The following is a 17,727-nucleotide window of genomic DNA, read 5'->3' on the forward strand; positions in this document are numbered from 1 at the left end:
TAAGGAAGGGATGATCTTATGGCAAGATTAAATGTTAATCCGACAAGAATGGTCATGTCTAAGCTTAAGGGGCAGCTCAAGGTGGCTATCAAGGGGCACAAGCTCATGAAGGATAAGCGAGATGAGCTGATGCGTATCTTCCTTGATCTCGCTAGAGAGATCAGGGCTCTTCGCGAAGAGATTGAACCTATGCTGGAGGATGTGTACGGAAGCTTCTCCGTTGCGCGTGCCGTAATGACACCGGAAATGTTGGAGGAAGCTCTGATGTACCCTAAGCAGAGCGTTAAGCTTGTAGCTACTGAGAAGAACGTGATGAGCGTCGATGTCCCATCCTTTGATTTTGAGCAGGAGAACACGCAGACTGGCAGCGTATATCCTTATGGATTCGCAACTACGTCGGGTGAGCTTGATAAATCCATAGAGAAGCTGTCGGAACTCTTTCCTAAACTGCTTCGGCTTGCCGGAATGGAGAAGGAAGCTATGCTGATAGCCGATGAGATAGAGAAGACCAGAAGGCGCGTTAACGCCCTTGAGTACGTCAAGATACCTGACTATCAGGAGACCATCAAGTATATCAAGATGAAGCTTGATGAGAACGAGAGAGGTAACCAGACGAGACTCATGAAGGTCAAGGACATGATACTGCATGAAAATATTGAGCAGCAGCGTGCCAAGGATGAAGAGATGCTCGCCAGTCTGGCAGAGTAAGAGCTTAGGTATTACATTCCTATAGAGTTAGAGCGGAGCCGAGAGACTCCGCTTTTCTGTTGGTTCCAAAGAGGCTATATCTGAGGGTTGTAAAGTTTTAGCTGTTGATATTGACGGCTTTAATATTCTTGTTGAACAAAAAGAAAAGTTCAAAGACTACTGCTTATAGCAAAAAATGGAATTGGGCACATTTGCTAACGATGAGCCCATATACGGCTTAATTTGGTTATCACTTTCAGGTTATAAACCAGGGCGGAGTCATGTGCTCCATCCTGGTTTATAAATTATTGATACGATCAAACGGGGGACGTGAGTGGAATTATATTATGCATTGTACCCTTACCGTGTTATAAAGTTAGTCAATTGCAATTCATCTATCGCAGGACTGAAGTATGACTCCTGACTGCGTCTCCATAAATTCTTTAATTTTATCCAGTGCAAGCGGTATTCCGCCTTCATTACTCGACTCGACGTTGAGCGGCATAACCGGGTCGTGAAGCGATTTCCTGAGCAGGAACCAGCCGCTGTGACCACCAAGGTCGAAGTTGACTCTGACCCCTTCGTAGTTAGGCTGCTCCGGCGATAGTCCATCTGTTTGCTCAACCCACATCTTCATATCCTCAAGAATCTTATCACCGACTTCACTGTAATCTTCAGTTGTGAGATCAAATCTAATCTCTACGGCTTCTGCGGGTTCTCCGAGATCTGCGATCATGGTTTCGATGCCTTTGCCTTCCTTCTTGAGGTTAGCCGCGTTAATTATAATCTGAACTGCCAGAAATGCACCGTCATCCAGATAGTAGTTGTCAGAGTATGCAGCATGTCCGGAAGTCTCAATTGCCAGGAATGCCTGTTCGCCTTCCTTGGACAACTCCATAGCCTTGTTAATGACATTGCGATATCCGCGCTTAAAACGAAGATGCTTGAGCCCAAGCTTATCCTCCAGGAAAGTGTGCAGCTCGTTGGATGTGATGCTGTCTGTGACAACTGTGCCACCGGGATAATCATCCGCACCGATTGCGGCAGCTAGAGCGACGATTCCGTTGCGGCTGATAGGCTTGCCATCAGAGGATACGGCTGCGCTTCTATCCACGTCCGTGTCAAATATTATTCCGAGGTCTGCACCTGTCTCGCGAACCCGCTTGCATATGGAAGTCATGGCATCCTTGTTCTCCGGATTCGGCTGATGGTTCGGGAAAGTTCCGTCCGGATCGAGGAACTGACTGCCGCTGATGTCAGCGCCGAGAGGGGCGAGGACACTGTTTGCAAAGAATCCGCCCGCACCGTTACCTGCGTCTACCACAATCTTCATTTTGCTGAGATCTCCTCCGACTCCCATGCTGATCATTGAGCGCAGGTGAGCAGCATACATCTGCATCAGGTTGACACTCTCTGCATGGTATTCAAAAGGCAGTATGTGAGCACTTGCGGCGTATTCGAGTACTTCCCTTATGTCGGATTTGTTGAGACCACCTTCAGCGGTGAAGAATTTGAAACCGTTCCTGTTAAACGGCAGGTGGCTCGCTGTGACTATAATTGCTCCATCAAATTCATAGTACGGCATGATTGTCGACATATACATCGCCGGTGTAGATGCAAGCCCTGCATCGCTGACCTGCACACCTAGATAAGCCATGCCGGACATCAGAGCATCTGCAAGGTCGATCCCCGAGATTCGCGGATCTCTGCCGACGCATATCTTGAGGTCAAACGAATTCTTCCCGGTCTTGAAGCCTAGCCAATGTGCAAATGACGCACCAATTGCCAGCGCATCGTAGCGAGTCAAATTAACTTCTTCACCCTCAACACCGGGAAGCGCGATACCTCGGATGTCGCTGCCGTTTTGAAGCTTAAATATTTCTTTACCCATGTTTCTCTCCCATTATGTATTGAAAAAATAAACCGAATGTTGCCTTTTGATTGACCACATAATTAAATCAACGCGAGTATGCATTTCCTTATGGTACAAATATATTATCAATATTATACAAAATAATTGTCCGGAAAGGTTGGGAACTTGGTGATATAGGAATAATAAATATGATTATGTTCAACTGTCATTCCGGGATTATGTTCAAGTATCATAAGGCACGAGAATTTAATTATCAAATCGCAGAGAAGGCTTTTGCTTCTAATGCTTGTTTTTTCTGTAATTCCTATTCCCGTGAAGACCACCGTCAATAGCATCCGCGCTTTCGAGGCCGGAGACAAGGTTTGTCTGCAGACCGTCTACAGCTTCGCCGGAGTCGGCGAGCAGGCAGCTTTCGACATCTTCCGCTTCAATGTTGACGACAAGCTTGCCAAGCATTGGGCTGTTATGGAGACCATTGCTGCCAAGGCGATATGGCAGAATCAGAACGGTGAATTTTAATGTAACCGTTGAAATTACAACGGGCTTAATGTAGAATGGTAGCCGGAGGTGGTTCATATGCAGATATCGAGCAGATTTACCGTGGCTTTGCATATCTTCACCTGTGTGGATACGTTTAAGGATGAATATAAGGTGACGAGCGACTTCCTCGCAGGTAGCATAGGAACCAACCCGGTCATTATTCGCAAGATACTCACACAGCTTCAAAATGCAGGACTCATCACGGTAACAAGAGGAACCGGCGGAATCAAGCCAACAAGAGAACTGTCGGAAATATCCTTCTATGATGTATATCAGGCTATAGAGCCTTTGGAGGGCGGTGATTTGTTCCGGTTCCATGAGAAGCCGAGCCCACAGTGCCATGTCGGAGGTAATATCCATGCATTGCTGGACGCAAAGCTGAACGCGATCCAGAATGCGATGGAGGACGAAATGAAGAAATATACAATAGAGGAGCTGCGGACGGGAATGCAGGAAATTCTCGGGAAAGAAGCATGATACAGAAACAGATGTGCGCCGGAACGGCTACTCGACTATCTTGTGGAGGAGTTCAAGAGCGATCTTCAATATTTTTAAGGATGAGGACAAAAATACTATGAAAAGCTTATACGGTGAACTGCCGAACGGCTATCAGGAAAGTATCAGGAAAGGACTCAGCGCGGTGAGGTATCTCAGAGGACATATGTCCTATGGTACAGGTACAGTAGAGGAATGCATCAGCAGATTGAAATATGAATTGGACAATGCTGATGCAATTGTGATTGGAGCCGGAGCAGGCTTGTCCACGTCAGCGGGACTTACCTACAGTGGTGAACGATTTGAGAAATACTTTTTTGATTTTGCGAAGAAATATGATATCAGTGATATGTACTCCGGCGGCTTTTATCCTTTTCCGGACGATGAAACACGTTGGGCATGGTGGGCAAGGCATATCTATTACAATCGCTATATCGACGCTCCGAAGCAGGTATATCAGGAATTGTATGAACTCGTGAAGGATAAGGATTATTTCGTCATCACCACTAATGTGGATCACCGGTTCCAAAGGGCGGGGTTTGATAAAAAACGGTTGTTCTATACACAGGGTGACTATGGTTTGTTTCAGAGCGTGAATCCATCACTGCAGAAGACCTATGATAACGAAGAATGGGTTATGAAAGCAATGGCGGCACAGGGCTTTATCAAAGATGAAAGAAGAATATTCCAGGTACCGGAAAGCAGCAGTATCACCATGCGGATTCCAACCGACCTGATCCCGAAATGCCCGGATGACGGTTCAGAGGTCACTATGAATCTTCGCGCGGATGATTCCTTTGTTGAGGACGAAGGATGGCACAGAGCATCGGCGGCTTATTACGATTTCCTTCGCAGACATGAGGGTCTGCATGTACTGTATCTGGAACTTGGCGTTGGAGCCAATACGCCTGTCATCGTGAAGTATCCGTTCTGGCAGATGACACTTGCCAATGAGAAGGCTGTTTACGCCTGCATAAATTACGGAGAAGCATTCTGTCCGGGCGAGCTTGAAAATCGAAGTATCTGTATAGATGCGGATATTTATGAAGTGCTAAGAAAATACGCCTGTGGGCATTTCTAGGGATACTCATAGGCGTGTAATAGATTGTAATATGAGTTGCTTTATCTCCTTCTTAAATCAGTCGAACTGCTTATTCCCGCAGAAACGTGCATACTGCACAACGGCCTCAAATTGCTCCGGAAGATATGTTTCGATCAACATAAAAGAAATGCTCCTACATGATGATATACCCGTCGCGTATACCATCATAGATGAAAAACATTAGACTTTCAATTGGAGAACCAATAATATGTAATCAAAGACATCGGAAGCATCTATAAACAGAAGCAGTATACGAAGGAGGATATCGATAATGAAAAAGATATGGTCTGTTCTGCTGGCCGCAGCTATGATGCTTTCCCTAGCGGCATGCGGAAGTTCAAATAATAACACTTCGGAATCATCTAAAAAAAGGGTTCTGAATTTAAAGGGAAAGCCATCGTTGTTTATTATTCCGGTTCGGGAAATACAAAGAGAGTTGCAAATTTCGTAGCTGACGAGCTCGATGCAGATACTTTTGAGATAATTCCCGCCGTGCCTTATTCTGATAGTGACTTGAACTGGAGAGACCGGAACAGCCGCGTTAATAGAGAGCACGACAACGTATCTCTTCAGTATGTAAAGCTTGCCTCAACAGAGGTACCGAATTGGAGCGATTATGACGTAGTTCTGTTCGGTTATCCAATCTGGTGGGGTGAAGCACCGTGGATCGTGAACAATTTCATCAAGAGCAACAATTTCACCGGGAAAAAGGTCGTTCTATTTTGCACATCCGCAAGCTCAGGAATTGGAAGCAGCGGAACAAATCTTGAAAAAATGGCAGGGACAGGTGACTGGCTTGAAGGAAAACGCTTCTCGGAAAAACCCAATAAAGGCTCGGTCAGGGAATGGGTTCGGGGACTGGATCTGAAATGATCATCCCCGTATCGGCGGGCTTGGTATCTGCGGTTCCGGCTCATATATGTCGGTTGCCGGTGTGAAAGAGCCGCGAATCAAGTCTGTTGCTGCAATCGTTCCCGCCATCTCCGACATTTCTGCTTCTCCGATGTTGGGTTTTTATAAAAAAGCAGATAATTTACGGAGAAAGAGGCGATAGAGTAATAATTTCACATATAACAAACAAATCCGCAGACAGTTGAAGCAATGCTGTCTGCGGATTTGTTTCGTCACAGAAATTATACAGACCGAATTAAGCTTTATGCTATTATTAACAGTGCGTTATGAGAGACTGCAACATTGAGTGAGCTATTTGGCAGTGATATAATCTAGCCTTGGAGATGTGAACCATAGCATAATATAGAATAATTGGGAGAGAATAGAAGGAGAGCTGTTATGAGAAGTGACAAATACAATGACGTCAAGCCTAATCAGATAGTGTCTGAAGAGGTTGCTGTTGAGCCCAAAGGAGTTGCAGAAGTCGATACCTCAGAGTCTCTTAATAGGGGTAAAAAAGCGAAAAAGGCTAAGAGCAAGGTTAAGAAGAAAAAGAAGAACCGTGCAGTTGACTGGGCATTTAGAGTCATAATATTTTGTCTTGTTTGCGTAATTTTGATTAGCGGTTATAAGGTAGGTACAGCGCTTTATAATTACTACCATTCAAGAAGCGGCTTCAAGGAGGTCGCAAAAGAAGCCAAGGTCGACCCTAATCAATTCACGGGAGTTGTTGATTTTGCAGCTCTCCGGAAGCAGAATCCGGATGTTGTAGGTTGGATTTACCAGAAGGATACGATTATCAATTATCCGATTATGCGTGGCAACAATAACGATATCTATCTGCATACAGATATTAAGAAGAAATATAGTGTGTCCGGTTCAATCTTCATGGATTACCGTAATTCTGCCGATTTCTCGGATTTCAATACGATTGTGTATGGGCACCATATGCATGACGGCAGTATGTTCAAGTCGTTGAGGGGGTATACGAAGGAAAACGATTATTATGACAGTCACAAGACCTTTGAGCTTATTACACCTGATGCCAAATATCATCTGCAGGTATTCGCTTCTTATATCACCCCGGCAACCAGCGATGCCTATAAGAATTCATTTAACAGTGAAGCAGAAAAACAGGCTTTCATAAACTATGCCAGGACAAATTCAAAAATCAGCGTAGAGGGCGTTAATATCTCTACTAAGGATAGGATCGTTACGCTAAGCACCTGTGCATACGACTTCGACGAAGCCAGATATGTGGTTGTATGCAAGATGATTCCGTGGACTAAGGCTGAGGTCAGCGAAGGAGAAAAGCTTCAAGCAAAAATAGATAAGCAGAACGGCAAATAAGGATTCGGCAAAAATTTGAAATTACGGCGAATATAAAGAAAATAACCGATTTGCTCTTGAATACAGTAATTATGGGGAATCGTTGCAACCGGATGCGGCGGTTTCCTTTTTAAGCATTTTTAAGCTGTAAAGCAGGCATAATTGCTGCTGTCAGTCCCCTTTTGATATTTGCCGGTACAGTATATAATCATCTAAAAGGTAAACTTATCTAAATGAAAGTCCGAGGTGCACTCATGAGTATTGATAAGACAAGAATCAGGGATGAGCTTATTCCTGAGATCAGGAGCTATGCCGACAATACACCGGTAGCTGACGAGCATACGCTTGACTGCAGTCTGGGGATAAATCCGTACGGATTTCCGGATGTCGTGATAGACATTGTGCGAAATTTTGATGTAAACAGGCTGTATCAGTATCCGCACAGCGATGAAGCTCAAGAGGCTGTGGTCAATTATTGGCAGGATTATGCCTTTATTGAGCCTGAAAATGTAGTTATGACGGATGGAAGTGTTACTGCTCTCAACCTCCTTGTAAACGTTTTTGCAAAACCGGGAGCTGAAGCAGTTATGTTCATGCCTACATTTACAGACATGGTTGAGTATTCCAGAATCATGGGTATGAAGGTACACGGAGTAGTGACAAGTGCCGAAAATAATTTTAAAGAAGATGTAAACAGACTGGTTGGAACTATAAACGACAATACTTCTTTCGTGTACATTGATAATCCCAATAATCCAACGGGTCAATTTCTGTCGAATGCGGAGCTTGAGCGTATAATCAGCAAATGCGAGGAGATGAAGGTGTACGCCATAATTGACGAAGCCTATGCGGATTTTATCCCGAGGGAGGAATCTGCAGTTATGCTTGGACCGAAATACAGCCACATGATTAGTGTGAGAACCTTTTCTAAAGGCTTCGGGTTGGCAGGAGCCAGAGCCGGTTACATAATAACCAATAAAGAGCTTGTCAAATATATCAAGAAGGTCAGCAATCCTTACATGATGAACGAGATGAGTCGCGCGATAACAGCAGCAATCCTCAACTATGACGTTCAGCCGGTTGAGCACGGTACAGACTTTTCGATCATCAAGGGAGCGCTTCGCGATGCCTGCGGAAGTAAAATAATCATGGCAGAGACGGATGACAGAGTTCCGATCTGCCTGCTCAGGCATGTAGATGACGACATCGATTTGCAACGAATGCTTATGAATGAGAATGTATTGACCTGTAGCGGAAGCGAATTTGAGCCGCTTGGAAGGAATTGTGTAAGACTGCGTGTTCCAACGTTAAAAGATGCGGGTAAGCTGATCAAGGCAATTAGGAATGTGGTTAGCGCGTAACTACGATAAGTCCGATGAGTCCCTGAACAGGGTTACGACAATGAGAAATGCAGTTAGCGCGTAACCCATCCTGTGTGTCTCATGCACTGCCGATAGGCAGTGCGACAATTAGAAATGTAGTTAGCACGTAACCTGTGCATTATGAGCGATGATTAAGAATCAAATGAAACTATGCGTATGAAGAGGGCGGAAATGATGATTAAAGATTTGATTAAGAAGAACAGAAGTGTCAGAGGTTACGATATTTCTCGGGAAGTGGCTGATGAAGAACTCCGTGAGATGGTTGATTGTGCGAGATTATCCGCATCAAGTGTTAATATGCAGCCACTTAAATATGTAACTATAAATACCCCGGAAGGAAGAGATAAAATCATTGGACAGATATCATTTGCCGCAAAATTGTCAGAGCTTCATCTCCCCATCTCGGGTACCGAACCGATGGCATATATAGTTATCTGCCAAGATGAGAACATCAGCAAGAGCGGAACAGGATATCATAAGGATGCGGGAATTGTTGCCCAATCCATAACTTTGGCTGCTGCGGAGATGGGGCTCGGAGCTTGTATATTAGGATACTTTTCGCCAAAAGAAATGGCTACGTCACTTAGACTTGCCGGAAACCTCAGACCGCTGCTTGTGATAGCACTAGGCAAATCAATCGAAGATATCAGGATAGTCGAGATTGAAGAAGGTGAATCAACTGACTATTATCGCGATGAAAACGGCGTGCACTATGTACCTAAACGAAGGCTTGATGATGTGATAGTTGAGTGGGAATAGAGTATAGCTTCACATAAGTGACTTAGTTTCAAGGGCTGTAGCCTAACCCATCATTATAATAAACAACCGGAACAAAATTGGGTAAAGCTTTCAAAAAGAATAAATTGAGTGATTGCTTCCGTTGGGTTTACAAGTGAACAAAAAAATCAGACCGTAGCTTAGTTGTTCCGGTCTTTTTGCGTATGTGGAAAAGGGGATATTTCACGTGAAGAGGCAGAGGATGAACTCCTCGCCGATGCTACCGATGTGTTCTGGAAGGGAGATAAGGACGCGGAAGCTGCAGTCAAAACGCTTGTAGAAAAAAACAGGAGCCTTGGAGAAACCATCCTCAATGCTATTAAGTCTACAGTAGATAAACTGAACACTCTAGGCAAAAGTGCTATGAATGCACTAAAAGGAGAGCTTCGCGGAAAATGGCTTGAAGAACTAGGGATCCTGGAAAAAGCCCAAGAAATGTGGACTAATGCTTTGGTGAATCCGGAAGTAGATGAGTTTGAAGAGGCTGTAGATAATGGAGACGGAATTAAATTCATGTTCAAGGGGCAAGATTCTCAAGGCAGAGATATATATGAAATATCCGAAACAACCAAGAACCTAACTAACAAAGAAAAGCGCAATCTTGCCGTTAATAATATTAAAGAATTGTTAGGAAAGAAAACGATTATATTTGATAATGGAAGCGAAACCGCAGAGGCTAAACTAGACAAGGTTTTCTTAAAAAAGAATATCTATGGTGACAACCAAACGAATAGAAAGAAAGTATTTAAAAATAAAATTAACATTTTTGCCGATGGTGATACGATGAATTTGCTATCAAATGCAGCTTATGATAGCAAATCAAAAGATAAAGACAATAAGCATAAAGGTGCAGTTAAAGAGTGGGAATATTACAATAAAGAAGTATGGATAGATAACAATCTGTTTGACGTTTTAATAAACGTACAAGAGCGCAGCACAGGAAAATATGTATACAATGTAAAATTCACGCAAATTAAACAAAATAAATCAGCCCCCGTTGCAACCGTAAAAGCAAACGCTAACGGCCTGAAATCAACAGGGGCTGATTCAAGTACAGTTAATGTATCATTGAAAAACTCTAATGTCAACGGGGAAACTAAAAAATATCAGAGAAAAAACAATATCTTTGATATCCCAAACAATCAGCAAGCGGATATAAGCACCATTAAGGAGCTGAACAAAAAGATTGACGCTCTAATCCTCAATCAGACCAAGACAAAAGGAACGATGCCTAAGAGGTCTGCAGTTATAAATTATCTGAAAGAACTAATTAGCGAGGTCGGATCAGATGTAAAAGCAGAAGAGCTGCGTATTGATTATCATAATCTTTATAAAGCGGCAAAAACAGGTGACAATGCTACAAAGGAAAGACTGCTGAATGAAATAACACGTGAAATTGTCAAGAATACCTATGAAACCGAGCGCATATCTCAAGAAATACAAGATGTTCAGAGATACCTCAAGAACATGACTGTGTCTATTGATGAAAATCTGGAATCTGAAATAAAGAGCAGATATGGTTCATTTGGAAAGTTCAAAGAATATATTGATAACGCCTTTAAGGTAAAACTTAGCAGGAATGTTAACAGAATGGAATATGCTGTTCCTGTGGATATTATGCTGTCAGAAATGAATGAAATATTCGGTGACACCATAAAGGTGGATGGTCAAAGTTTGAATGATGTCACGGATTTTGTAACAGCACTGAGTGAGATTGCTGAATATGCATCGGTAAAAGATAATAAGGTATATCTATTTGACGGTGGCGCGCAGCTTGCAGGGTATACGGAAAAAGAAATATCCGACAGTAAAATTTCAAAAAATATATCTTTATCTATTGTTAGGCAACACTAACTGGCGTATAATCAATAATTAAGTTATTAATAATAACGTTATTAATAACTTAATTATTGATTGAGTTATTAAAAATTGAAATTTTATAAGAGCGGAGAAATGAACATGGCTAATAAAAATCATGAATTAGATAAGCCGATAATTGAAGCTGCTAAAATTGAATTTTTAAAAAATGGATTTCAATCTACTTCAATCAATTCTATTGCAAAAAGAGCAGGAGTTACAACCGGAGCTATATATACAAGATATAAAGGGAAAGATGAGCTTTTATATAGCTTAATTGAAGAACTTTTACAAGTTTTGGATAGTGAAAGAAAAGATAACAAAGAAGCATACATGAAATATTGTATAGATAAAGATTTTGATAATCTTTTAAGTAGTATAGAAAAAGAAACTGCAAGATATATAGATATTTTATTTGAATATTATTATGAGTGTAAACTTCTGTTATGTTGCAGCAAGGGAAGCTCAGTCGAATCCATGTTTGATGAAATGATGAAAAATAAGATACACGAAACACAAATATTCATAGAAAAATATATTGACTCGGATATTAGTAAGTTAAAATTGGATTTAGTGGAATTACTAATGAATGAGCAGTTTAATGTATATGCTTTGATAATCGAAAAAGGATACAGCAAAGACGAAACAGTTGAGTATATAAAAATGTTGGGGGAGTTTATTGGAGCAGGTTGGGAAAAGATTTTTAAAGATTTTATAAAATAAGAATTTGATTTACAGATAGGACGAGTGAAGTGTACAAAACTATTTTAGATTTTAAAATCGACTTTTCTTATGATGAAAATAAGGAAAAAGTATTGAATAATGTGGTAGGCAGTATATCGAAAGGGCAGTGTGTAGCTCTTTGTGGTGAAAGTGGTTGTGGAAAATCGACTTTTCTTAGATGTTTAAATCATCTGATTCCTGAATTTTACGACGGTATATTTAATGGACATATATTAGTAAATTCTGAGAATATATGTAATAAAAATGTTGGAGAAGTAGGGGAGATTATTTCGTCTGTTTTTCAAGACCCAAGAAGTCAATTTTTTACAATGGAGAGTGATACGGAAATTTCCTTCGGACTCGAAAATAAAGGATTAACGCATGAAGAGATAAAAAAAAGAACAAAAGAAGCTTTTTCTAAGTTTGGGTTAGAATATCTGGAGAACAGAGAAGTCTTCAAGCTTTCAAGTGGAGAACGGCAGCTCATAGCCGTTATGGCTGCATGGGCAATGAATACAGAAATTATTTTACTTGATGAACCGACTGCAAACTTAGATTATTTAGCCATAGAAAAACTAAAAAATATCTTATTGCTTCTTAAAGAAGAGGGAAAAACTCTAATAATAAGTGAACATAGGCTTTACTATCTGAGGGAGCTTGTGGATGAATATTGGCTAATTAAAAATAGAAGCTTATACGAAAAGTACGATGGAGACGCTTTTAGGGCATTTTCTGGGGATAAATTGGATGATTTATGTTTACGAGTTCTGGAGCTTAATCAACTTGAAGTTCCAAACAAGTGTTTTGAGTTTTGTAGTGATAGATTGGAAGTAAAGGAGGTATCTTTTGGATATAAAAAACAACATATTTTAAAAGATTTGTCGTTTACAGCTTGTTTGGGAGAAGTTACTTGTTTGATTGGAAAAAATGGTTCAGGTAAAACCACCTTGGGAAAATGTATATGTGGATTGTTGAAAACACAAAAGGGGAGAGTTTTTCTAAAGGATAAAGAATTGAGTCATAGGCAGTTGTCACAAAACAGTCTTTTTATTATGCAAGAAGCTGAATTTCAATTTTTTACAAATTCTGTATTATCTGAACTCAAGTATGGTGTAAATCGAAACAAATATGATGAAATAGAAGCTTTACTTAAGCGATTTGATATGTGGAAATATAGAGATAGACATCCATTTTCTCTTTCAGGCGGGCAGATGCAAAAATTAACCTTAATGATGGCATATCTTTCGGATAAAAGCGTGGTTATTTTAGATGAACCAACATCTGGAATGGACAAAAAAAGCTTAGATATTGTAGTGGGACTGATAAATGATATGAAAAAGAAAAAAATCGTGATAACTATCAGCCATGACTTAGAGTTTATCTCGGCAGTTGCCAATAAATGCTTGGAACTTGATAATGGAGTGATACAAAGAATTTGTGAAGTAAAAGAGAATAAAGATATTGAAAATATTAAAAGCATATTCGAAAAAGATTTAGAACATAAAGTCCCATCAGAAAGAGAGAAAATTATTTTAGATCCGAGAACAAATATTTTGTTTTGGGTTCTTTGTATGGTTTCAGTGGGAATTGACAATAAGATATTGATTTTTGAATGCAATTTATTGGCGCTTGTTTTTTCTCTTGCAAATAGAAGATATAAAGCGTTTGGAATTACTTCCATCATTATAGGATTGATTTACGGTCTTGAAATAATATATCCCAATGAAATTACAATGTTTACAGCAAATTTGTTTCCTAGATTTATTTTAATATTTCTACTATTTCCTATCATTCTTGGAGGTAGAGGAGCAACAAATATGCTTGCGGGACTTAGAAAAATAAGAATGCCTGAGAAGTTATTATTGATTCTTGCGGTTTCTTTTCGATTCTTTCCAATGTTAAGGAATGATTTTAATTTGCTTAGACAGGTGCTTAGAAATAGAGGACGCTGTAGCCACAAAAATATAATCAAAGAAAAGATGGAGTATCTTGAAGCACTGATTGTTTCATTGATTTTTCGAGTGATAAGAATAGGTGAAACATTATCAGCTTCAGCAGAAACAAGAGGAATTGCTTTAAATCACAAAAAATCATCTTATGTTACTTTGCAGTTTCATCTATGCGATTACATATTGATGATGGGGATGATAGTAATTTTGATGATAAATATTTTATAAAAATAGGAGGACCTAATAATGAACAAAAATAAATTGAAAGCGAAAGATATAATTATGGTTACATTGCTATCCTTGTGTAACATTTTGATATTTTCTTTAGGTACATTTATGTATGCAACACCAATTACCATACTTTTAACACCAGTGCTGTACTCATTATTACAAGGTGTGGTTTTCTTTGTTATTGGAGTGAAAGTGAGAAAAAGAGGAGCATTTCTTATATATTCTCTTATTCAAGGAATTATAGCATTTTATCCACCATATATTTTAATGTTTGTAATTTCAGGATTGATAGCAGAATTTTTACTATATAAAAGAGGCTATGGAAATCTAAAAATTATTGGAATTAGCTATGTTATTCAACAGACATTGGCTTCTGTCGGAAGTGTAATTTATCCATATACCATAGCGCTGAATAAAACCATAGGAGATATGAAAGAAAAGGAGTTAGCTTCGAATATTACAGCGGCAGGCAAAATGATTACTTCTTGGGGAACGCTGATTTTACTTGTTTTAGTCATAGTTTCTGCAATCATAGGGTCTTATATAGGAAGTAAGGTCGTGATGAAACATATTTTAGAAAAAGAAGCTGATGTATAGGGTGAAGTCATGAAAAAAGCGAGAGAACCAAACTTTTTTAAAGAAATGGATTCGTTTATCAGTCCATACAAAAAAAGATACATTTTATCTGTGCTTCTAAGCATGCTTTCTGTTCTATGCGAACTGTTATCCTATGCTTTTGCTGGAATTTTAGCGGGATATATCTTCAAAGGATTTTATGGTAATAACACTGTATATGCCTTGATATTAACCATAATCTGCAAAATATCAGGAATGCTATTTTCAAACATTTCAACATTTATATCTCATAAGGCAGCATATTTAACATTAAGTGACTTAAGATATGCAATTTGTGATAAATTTATCAGACTGCCGATGGGATATTTTGATAGAAATCCTAGTGGAACATTGAAAACTATATTGGTAGACAGAGTGGAAGATATAGAAAAAAACATTAGCACATCTACTTCCTGAAATGACTGCAAATTTGCTGATACCTATTGCTATGATTATTTGGATGCTTGTAATTAATATTAAGCTTACTGTCATTATATTTCTATGGATTGTGTTTGGTTTATCAATCGGAATGCTTATGATGATTGGCTATAAGAAAAAATATGAGGGACAAGTACAGGCACAAAAGAACATGAATCAAGCGGTCATAGAGTATATAAAGGGTATCGAGGTAATTAAAACTTTCAATATGGAAGATAGTTTCTATGCTAAATATAAAAATGCAGTCATCCGCAATGCAGAGTATGCATTAAACTGGATGAAAAGCTCGCAGTTTTATGCGTCTCTTTCATATAGCATAGCACCGATATCTATATTTCCAACAATTGTTGTGGGGTTGATATTTTTCAATAATGGTAGTCTTACTGAGCAGAGTTTATTTTTGTTTATGATGATTTCTCTTGGAATATTCAAACCAGTTGTTAAGGCATCCAGTTATGTTGACCAATTGGCGCAGATGGGAACTGTTGCAAAGGAAATAAAAGGAATATTAGATTATCCGGAACTAAAGAGAAATGAGAATTCTAATTTAAAAGAAAAAATGACATACGAGATTTCATTTGAGAATTTACAATTTTCTTATGACGGGACAAAAAAATGATGTTGATAATGTGAATTTGAAAATTAAAGAAAAAAACATGACTGCAATTATTGGTACTTCAGGTTCAGGGAAATCAACTCTAATGAAACTTTTAGCCGGATTTTGGGATTTTGAGAAGGGGGACATAAAAATAGGTGGTATAGGGGTAAAAGATCTTTCAATGAATTACCTGAATACTATTATATCCTATGTAGATCAAAATACATTTTTATTTGATGACAGTATTTTGGGAAATATTAGAGTAGGTAAAAAAGCTGCGACTAATGATGAAGTTATAGAAGCTGCCAAAAGAGCCGGTTGCCATGATTTTATTGTCGCTTTGCCTGACGGATATGACACCATAGCAGGTGATAGGTTATCCGGCGGAGAAAAATAAAGAATAGCTATTGCCAGAGCAATTCTAAAAAATGCTTCAATTATCATATTAGATGAAGCAACTGCAAGTGCAGATATTGAAAACGAAGAAAAAATTCAAGAGGCATTACTGGAATTTACCAAAGATAAAACGTTAATTGTTATTCTAGTACAAACTCTAATATGATTTTTAACTATCTTTTCAAAAGTTCTTATATGCCGATATAGCCTGTCTTTACAGGTATTTTCGGCATTTTGTATATCGGGAGATACTCACATATTTTCTTAAATCTGCTTGTGTTTTCGCTTTGAAAGGTAGTAAAGAAGTAGTAAAACCTCTCTTTTCCTTTAAGCCGCCAGTCTGAAAAATTCCGCCTGTGCGCTGTCAAATGTGGCGTGTGCGTAATAGTTCAGTGTCATGGTAATGTTGGCGTGTCCCATAAGATACTGTAAGGCTTTCGGATTCATTCCCGCATTTGCCATGTTGGCGCAGAACGTGTGTCGCAGGGTATGGGGCGTTGTTACCGCCGGCAAAGCTTCCTCATGATTTTTGTTATACTTTTCTACAAGTCTGCGAAACATAGCATCATAGTTGATACAAGCCTGTGGTGTTCTGTTCCTTGTGAGAAAAAGAAAGCCTGTGTAGCCGTCAACCTCGAAACTACTTTTTCTTCGGCTTTGCACAACTCTCTGCAAGGCCTCAAGAACTCGGTCGCTCATTGGAATTTTCCGAATACCGTTTTCCGTTTTCGGTGTTTCAATGCGGTACGATTTTTTACCGGAGTATTGAAGTTGATGATCCACATTGATTGTCCGATTCTCAAAATCAATATCGCTCTCCGTCAATCCGCAAAACTCTGAAATACGAAGTCCTGTTCCAAGCAGAATGATAAGCTCGTCATAATACTTATGATAGACCTTATCGCTTTTCACAAAGGAAAGTAAACTTTCTTCTTGTGCAGGCGAAAGAGGAACCTTCGGCTCGGTGTCATCCTCAATAACTGTGTTGATATGAAAGTCAAAGGGATTTTTCCTGATACAGTCATCCTGAATGGCGGTATAAAAGGCTGCCTTTAGAGAACGCTTGTAATTGCTGATGGTTTTGAAAGAATAGCCTTTTTCTTTCATTCGTAAAGCCCATTCCTTTGCATCAGACATTTTTACATTCTCGATGCTGCAAGTGCCTATAGTATCTTCCTCAAGGATTCTCATAAGCTGTTTTCTGCCTTGCTTTGTACTGTGTCTTACATTTGCATGGTTTCGTATCTGCTTTGCGTAAAGCTGGCAGACGGTCATTTTCTTTCCCACCGGGTCAATCCCGTCATCAAGGTCTTTTTGTATCTCCTTGACCTTTTCCCGCAGGGATTTATCCTCGCGTTTTCCTTTCGGGGTCTTATCCGTTGGAACTAATTTCCATGCGTACACAAACTGCGTCTTTCCAAAGGTGTCTATATATTTGTAAGCATATCTCCCGTCTTTTCTCTGGCTCTCTCCTGACCGCAAAACTCGGTTTTTGCTGTCCCGTCTTTTTTCTGACATGTTATGCTCCTTTCCAAGACGGAAAGAGCCTTGATATGCTATATCTATTATAACATCGTCAAGGTTCGATCTCCATTAGATTGTGTCAACCGTATCGATCATTTTTTCAAACTGCTTGCGCTTGATCTGAATACGGTTGCCGTTTAATATCACCCAATTTGCGTTAGGATTTTCTTCTGCCAGTTTTCGCAGCTTGTTTTCTCCGATGCGAAAATACTTTGCCGCTTCTTCTATGGTGAGGGTATATTTCTCCCAGATAGGCACATCCGTTTGATTCATTTCATCGCCCCCTTTCTCAAAATAGGTATAGTAAAAGTTCTGATATT

Annotated in this window: 19 protein-coding genes; 16 read left to right on the forward strand and 3 right to left on the reverse strand. The window is 39.7% G+C overall.

From position 1 onward, the window contains the following. Positions 1-18 precede the first annotated feature (18 nt). Positions 19-708 carry a V-type ATP synthase subunit D gene (locus HMPREF1152_RS04275; RefSeq protein ID WP_009643932.1) on the forward strand — a complete coding sequence of 230 codons (690 nt, stop codon included), beginning with the start codon at positions 19-21 and terminating at the stop codon, positions 706-708. A 370-nt stretch (positions 709-1,078) separates the two neighbouring features. Here HMPREF1152_RS04275 and HMPREF1152_RS04280 read toward each other — a convergent pair whose 3' ends face one another. Beyond that, positions 1,079-2,578 (reverse strand): phosphoglucomutase, encoded by a 1,500-nt coding sequence (locus tag HMPREF1152_RS04280; protein ID WP_009643917.1) that lies wholly within the window; start codon positions 2,576-2,578, stop codon positions 1,079-1,081. Positions 2,579-2,842: 264 nt separating this feature from the next. Here HMPREF1152_RS04280 and HMPREF1152_RS04285 point away from each other — a divergent pair, with 264 nt between their 5' ends. The 15 genes from HMPREF1152_RS04285 (at position 2,843) to HMPREF1152_RS09845 (ending at position 15,884) form a co-directional block, all read left to right on the forward strand. Next, the gene (locus tag HMPREF1152_RS04285) at positions 2,843-3,079 is read left to right on the forward strand and encodes a hypothetical protein (protein WP_009643935.1); all 237 of its coding nucleotides are present in this window, start codon (positions 2,843-2,845) and stop codon (positions 3,077-3,079) included. 57 nt (positions 3,080-3,136) lie between these two features. After that, entirely contained in the window at positions 3,137-3,577 is a 441-nt protein-coding gene (locus HMPREF1152_RS04290; protein ID WP_009643942.1) for an Rrf2 family transcriptional regulator, read from the forward strand. Between the two features lie 97 nt (positions 3,578-3,674). Next, a complete protein-coding gene (locus HMPREF1152_RS04295; RefSeq protein WP_009643944.1) occupies positions 3,675-4,676 on the forward strand; it encodes an SIR2 family NAD-dependent protein deacylase in 1,002 nt (333 codons plus the stop codon). A 292-nt stretch (positions 4,677-4,968) separates the two neighbouring features. Continuing rightward, positions 4,969-5,148 (forward strand): hypothetical protein, encoded by a 180-nt coding sequence (locus HMPREF1152_RS09835; protein ID WP_009643945.1) that lies wholly within the window; start codon positions 4,969-4,971, stop codon positions 5,146-5,148. Continuing rightward, positions 5,094-5,570: a flavodoxin gene (locus tag HMPREF1152_RS08990; RefSeq protein WP_242822274.1), complete on the forward strand. Its 477-nt coding sequence runs from the start codon at positions 5,094-5,096 to the stop codon at positions 5,568-5,570. Before HMPREF1152_RS09835 ends, HMPREF1152_RS08990 begins: the two co-directional genes overlap by 55 nt. Before the next feature lie 417 nt (positions 5,571-5,987). Continuing rightward, the gene (srtB, locus tag HMPREF1152_RS04310) at positions 5,988-6,938 is read left to right on the forward strand and encodes a class B sortase (RefSeq protein ID WP_009643946.1); all 951 of its coding nucleotides are present in this window, start codon (positions 5,988-5,990) and stop codon (positions 6,936-6,938) included. Between the two features lie 233 nt (positions 6,939-7,171). Beyond that, positions 7,172-8,278, forward strand: a complete 1,107-nt coding sequence (locus HMPREF1152_RS04315) for a pyridoxal phosphate-dependent aminotransferase (RefSeq protein ID WP_009643950.1) — start codon at positions 7,172-7,174, stop codon at positions 8,276-8,278. A 177-nt stretch (positions 8,279-8,455) separates the two neighbouring features. Then, complete coding sequence (locus HMPREF1152_RS04320; protein ID WP_156791959.1) at positions 8,456-9,058, forward strand: nitroreductase family protein; 603 nt, start codon at positions 8,456-8,458, stop codon at positions 9,056-9,058. A 246-nt stretch (positions 9,059-9,304) separates the two neighbouring features. Further along, a complete protein-coding gene (locus HMPREF1152_RS04325) occupies positions 9,305-10,930 on the forward strand; it encodes a hypothetical protein (protein ID WP_039883558.1) in 1,626 nt (541 codons plus the stop codon). 105 nt (positions 10,931-11,035) lie between these two features. After that, positions 11,036-11,656, forward strand: a complete 621-nt coding sequence (locus tag HMPREF1152_RS04330) for a TetR/AcrR family transcriptional regulator (protein ID WP_009643919.1) — start codon at positions 11,036-11,038, stop codon at positions 11,654-11,656. 29 nt (positions 11,657-11,685) lie between these two features. Beyond that, the gene (locus HMPREF1152_RS04335) at positions 11,686-13,833 is read left to right on the forward strand and encodes an ATP-binding cassette domain-containing protein (RefSeq protein WP_009643927.1); all 2,148 of its coding nucleotides are present in this window, start codon (positions 11,686-11,688) and stop codon (positions 13,831-13,833) included. An 18-nt stretch (positions 13,834-13,851) separates the two neighbouring features. Further along, complete coding sequence (locus tag HMPREF1152_RS04340; protein ID WP_009643924.1) at positions 13,852-14,433, forward strand: MptD family putative ECF transporter S component; 582 nt, start codon at positions 13,852-13,854, stop codon at positions 14,431-14,433. Between the two features lie 9 nt (positions 14,434-14,442). After that, positions 14,443-14,868: an ABC transporter transmembrane domain-containing protein gene (locus HMPREF1152_RS09930; protein ID WP_009643934.1), complete on the forward strand. Its 426-nt coding sequence runs from the start codon at positions 14,443-14,445 to the stop codon at positions 14,866-14,868. A gap of 1 nt (position 14,869) precedes the next feature. Next, a complete protein-coding gene (locus HMPREF1152_RS09840; RefSeq protein ID WP_009643922.1) occupies positions 14,870-15,508 on the forward strand; it encodes an ABC transporter transmembrane domain-containing protein in 639 nt (212 codons plus the stop codon). Between the two features lie 16 nt (positions 15,509-15,524). Next, complete coding sequence (locus HMPREF1152_RS09845; RefSeq protein ID WP_242822273.1) at positions 15,525-15,884, forward strand: ATP-binding cassette domain-containing protein; 360 nt, start codon at positions 15,525-15,527, stop codon at positions 15,882-15,884. A gap of 326 nt (positions 15,885-16,210) precedes the next feature. Here HMPREF1152_RS09845 and HMPREF1152_RS04350 read toward each other — a convergent pair whose 3' ends face one another. Beyond that, positions 16,211-17,401, reverse strand: coding sequence for a site-specific integrase (locus HMPREF1152_RS04350; RefSeq protein ID WP_009643926.1), 1,191 nt, complete (start codon positions 17,399-17,401; stop codon positions 16,211-16,213). Between the two features lie 75 nt (positions 17,402-17,476). Then, positions 17,477-17,680, reverse strand: coding sequence for an excisionase (locus HMPREF1152_RS04355; RefSeq protein ID WP_009643521.1), 204 nt, complete (start codon positions 17,678-17,680; stop codon positions 17,477-17,479). Between the last annotated feature and the right edge of the window lie 47 nt (positions 17,681-17,727).

The sequence above is a fragment of the Mogibacterium sp. CM50 genome, assembly GCF_000293155.1.
Classification (GTDB): Bacteria; Bacillota; Clostridia; order Peptostreptococcales; family Anaerovoracaceae; genus Mogibacterium; species Mogibacterium timidum.

Excerpts from the sequence above, each read along its gene's own strand:
- HMPREF1152_RS04320 (WP_156791959.1), top strand. The coding sequence starts at position 8,456 with ATGAAGAGGGCGGAAATGATGATTAAAGATTTGATTAAGAAGAACAGA.
- HMPREF1152_RS09835 (WP_009643945.1), top strand. The coding sequence starts at position 4,969 with ATGAAAAAGATATGGTCTGTTCTGCTGGCCGCAGCTATGATGCTTTCC.
- HMPREF1152_RS09930 (WP_009643934.1), top strand. The coding sequence starts at position 14,443 with ATGAAAAAAGCGAGAGAACCAAACTTTTTTAAAGAAATGGATTCGTTT.
- HMPREF1152_RS04290 (WP_009643942.1), top strand. The coding sequence starts at position 3,137 with ATGCAGATATCGAGCAGATTTACCGTGGCTTTGCATATCTTCACCTGT.
- HMPREF1152_RS04315 (WP_009643950.1), top strand. The coding sequence starts at position 7,172 with ATGAGTATTGATAAGACAAGAATCAGGGATGAGCTTATTCCTGAGATC.
- HMPREF1152_RS09840 (WP_009643922.1), top strand. The coding sequence starts at position 14,870 with ATGACTGCAAATTTGCTGATACCTATTGCTATGATTATTTGGATGCTT.
- HMPREF1152_RS04280 (WP_009643917.1), bottom strand. The coding sequence starts at position 2,578 with ATGGGTAAAGAAATATTTAAGCTTCAAAACGGCAGCGACATCCGAGGT.
- HMPREF1152_RS04285 (WP_009643935.1), top strand. The coding sequence starts at position 2,843 with ATGCTTGTTTTTTCTGTAATTCCTATTCCCGTGAAGACCACCGTCAAT.
- srtB (WP_009643946.1), top strand. The coding sequence starts at position 5,988 with ATGAGAAGTGACAAATACAATGACGTCAAGCCTAATCAGATAGTGTCT.
- HMPREF1152_RS04295 (WP_009643944.1), top strand. The coding sequence starts at position 3,675 with ATGAAAAGCTTATACGGTGAACTGCCGAACGGCTATCAGGAAAGTATC.
- HMPREF1152_RS04340 (WP_009643924.1), top strand. The coding sequence starts at position 13,852 with ATGAACAAAAATAAATTGAAAGCGAAAGATATAATTATGGTTACATTG.
- HMPREF1152_RS04355 (WP_009643521.1), bottom strand. The coding sequence starts at position 17,680 with ATGAATCAAACGGATGTGCCTATCTGGGAGAAATATACCCTCACCATA.
- HMPREF1152_RS04275 (WP_009643932.1), top strand. The coding sequence starts at position 19 with ATGGCAAGATTAAATGTTAATCCGACAAGAATGGTCATGTCTAAGCTT.
- HMPREF1152_RS04350 (WP_009643926.1), bottom strand. The coding sequence starts at position 17,401 with ATGTCAGAAAAAAGACGGGACAGCAAAAACCGAGTTTTGCGGTCAGGA.
- HMPREF1152_RS04330 (WP_009643919.1), top strand. The coding sequence starts at position 11,036 with ATGGCTAATAAAAATCATGAATTAGATAAGCCGATAATTGAAGCTGCT.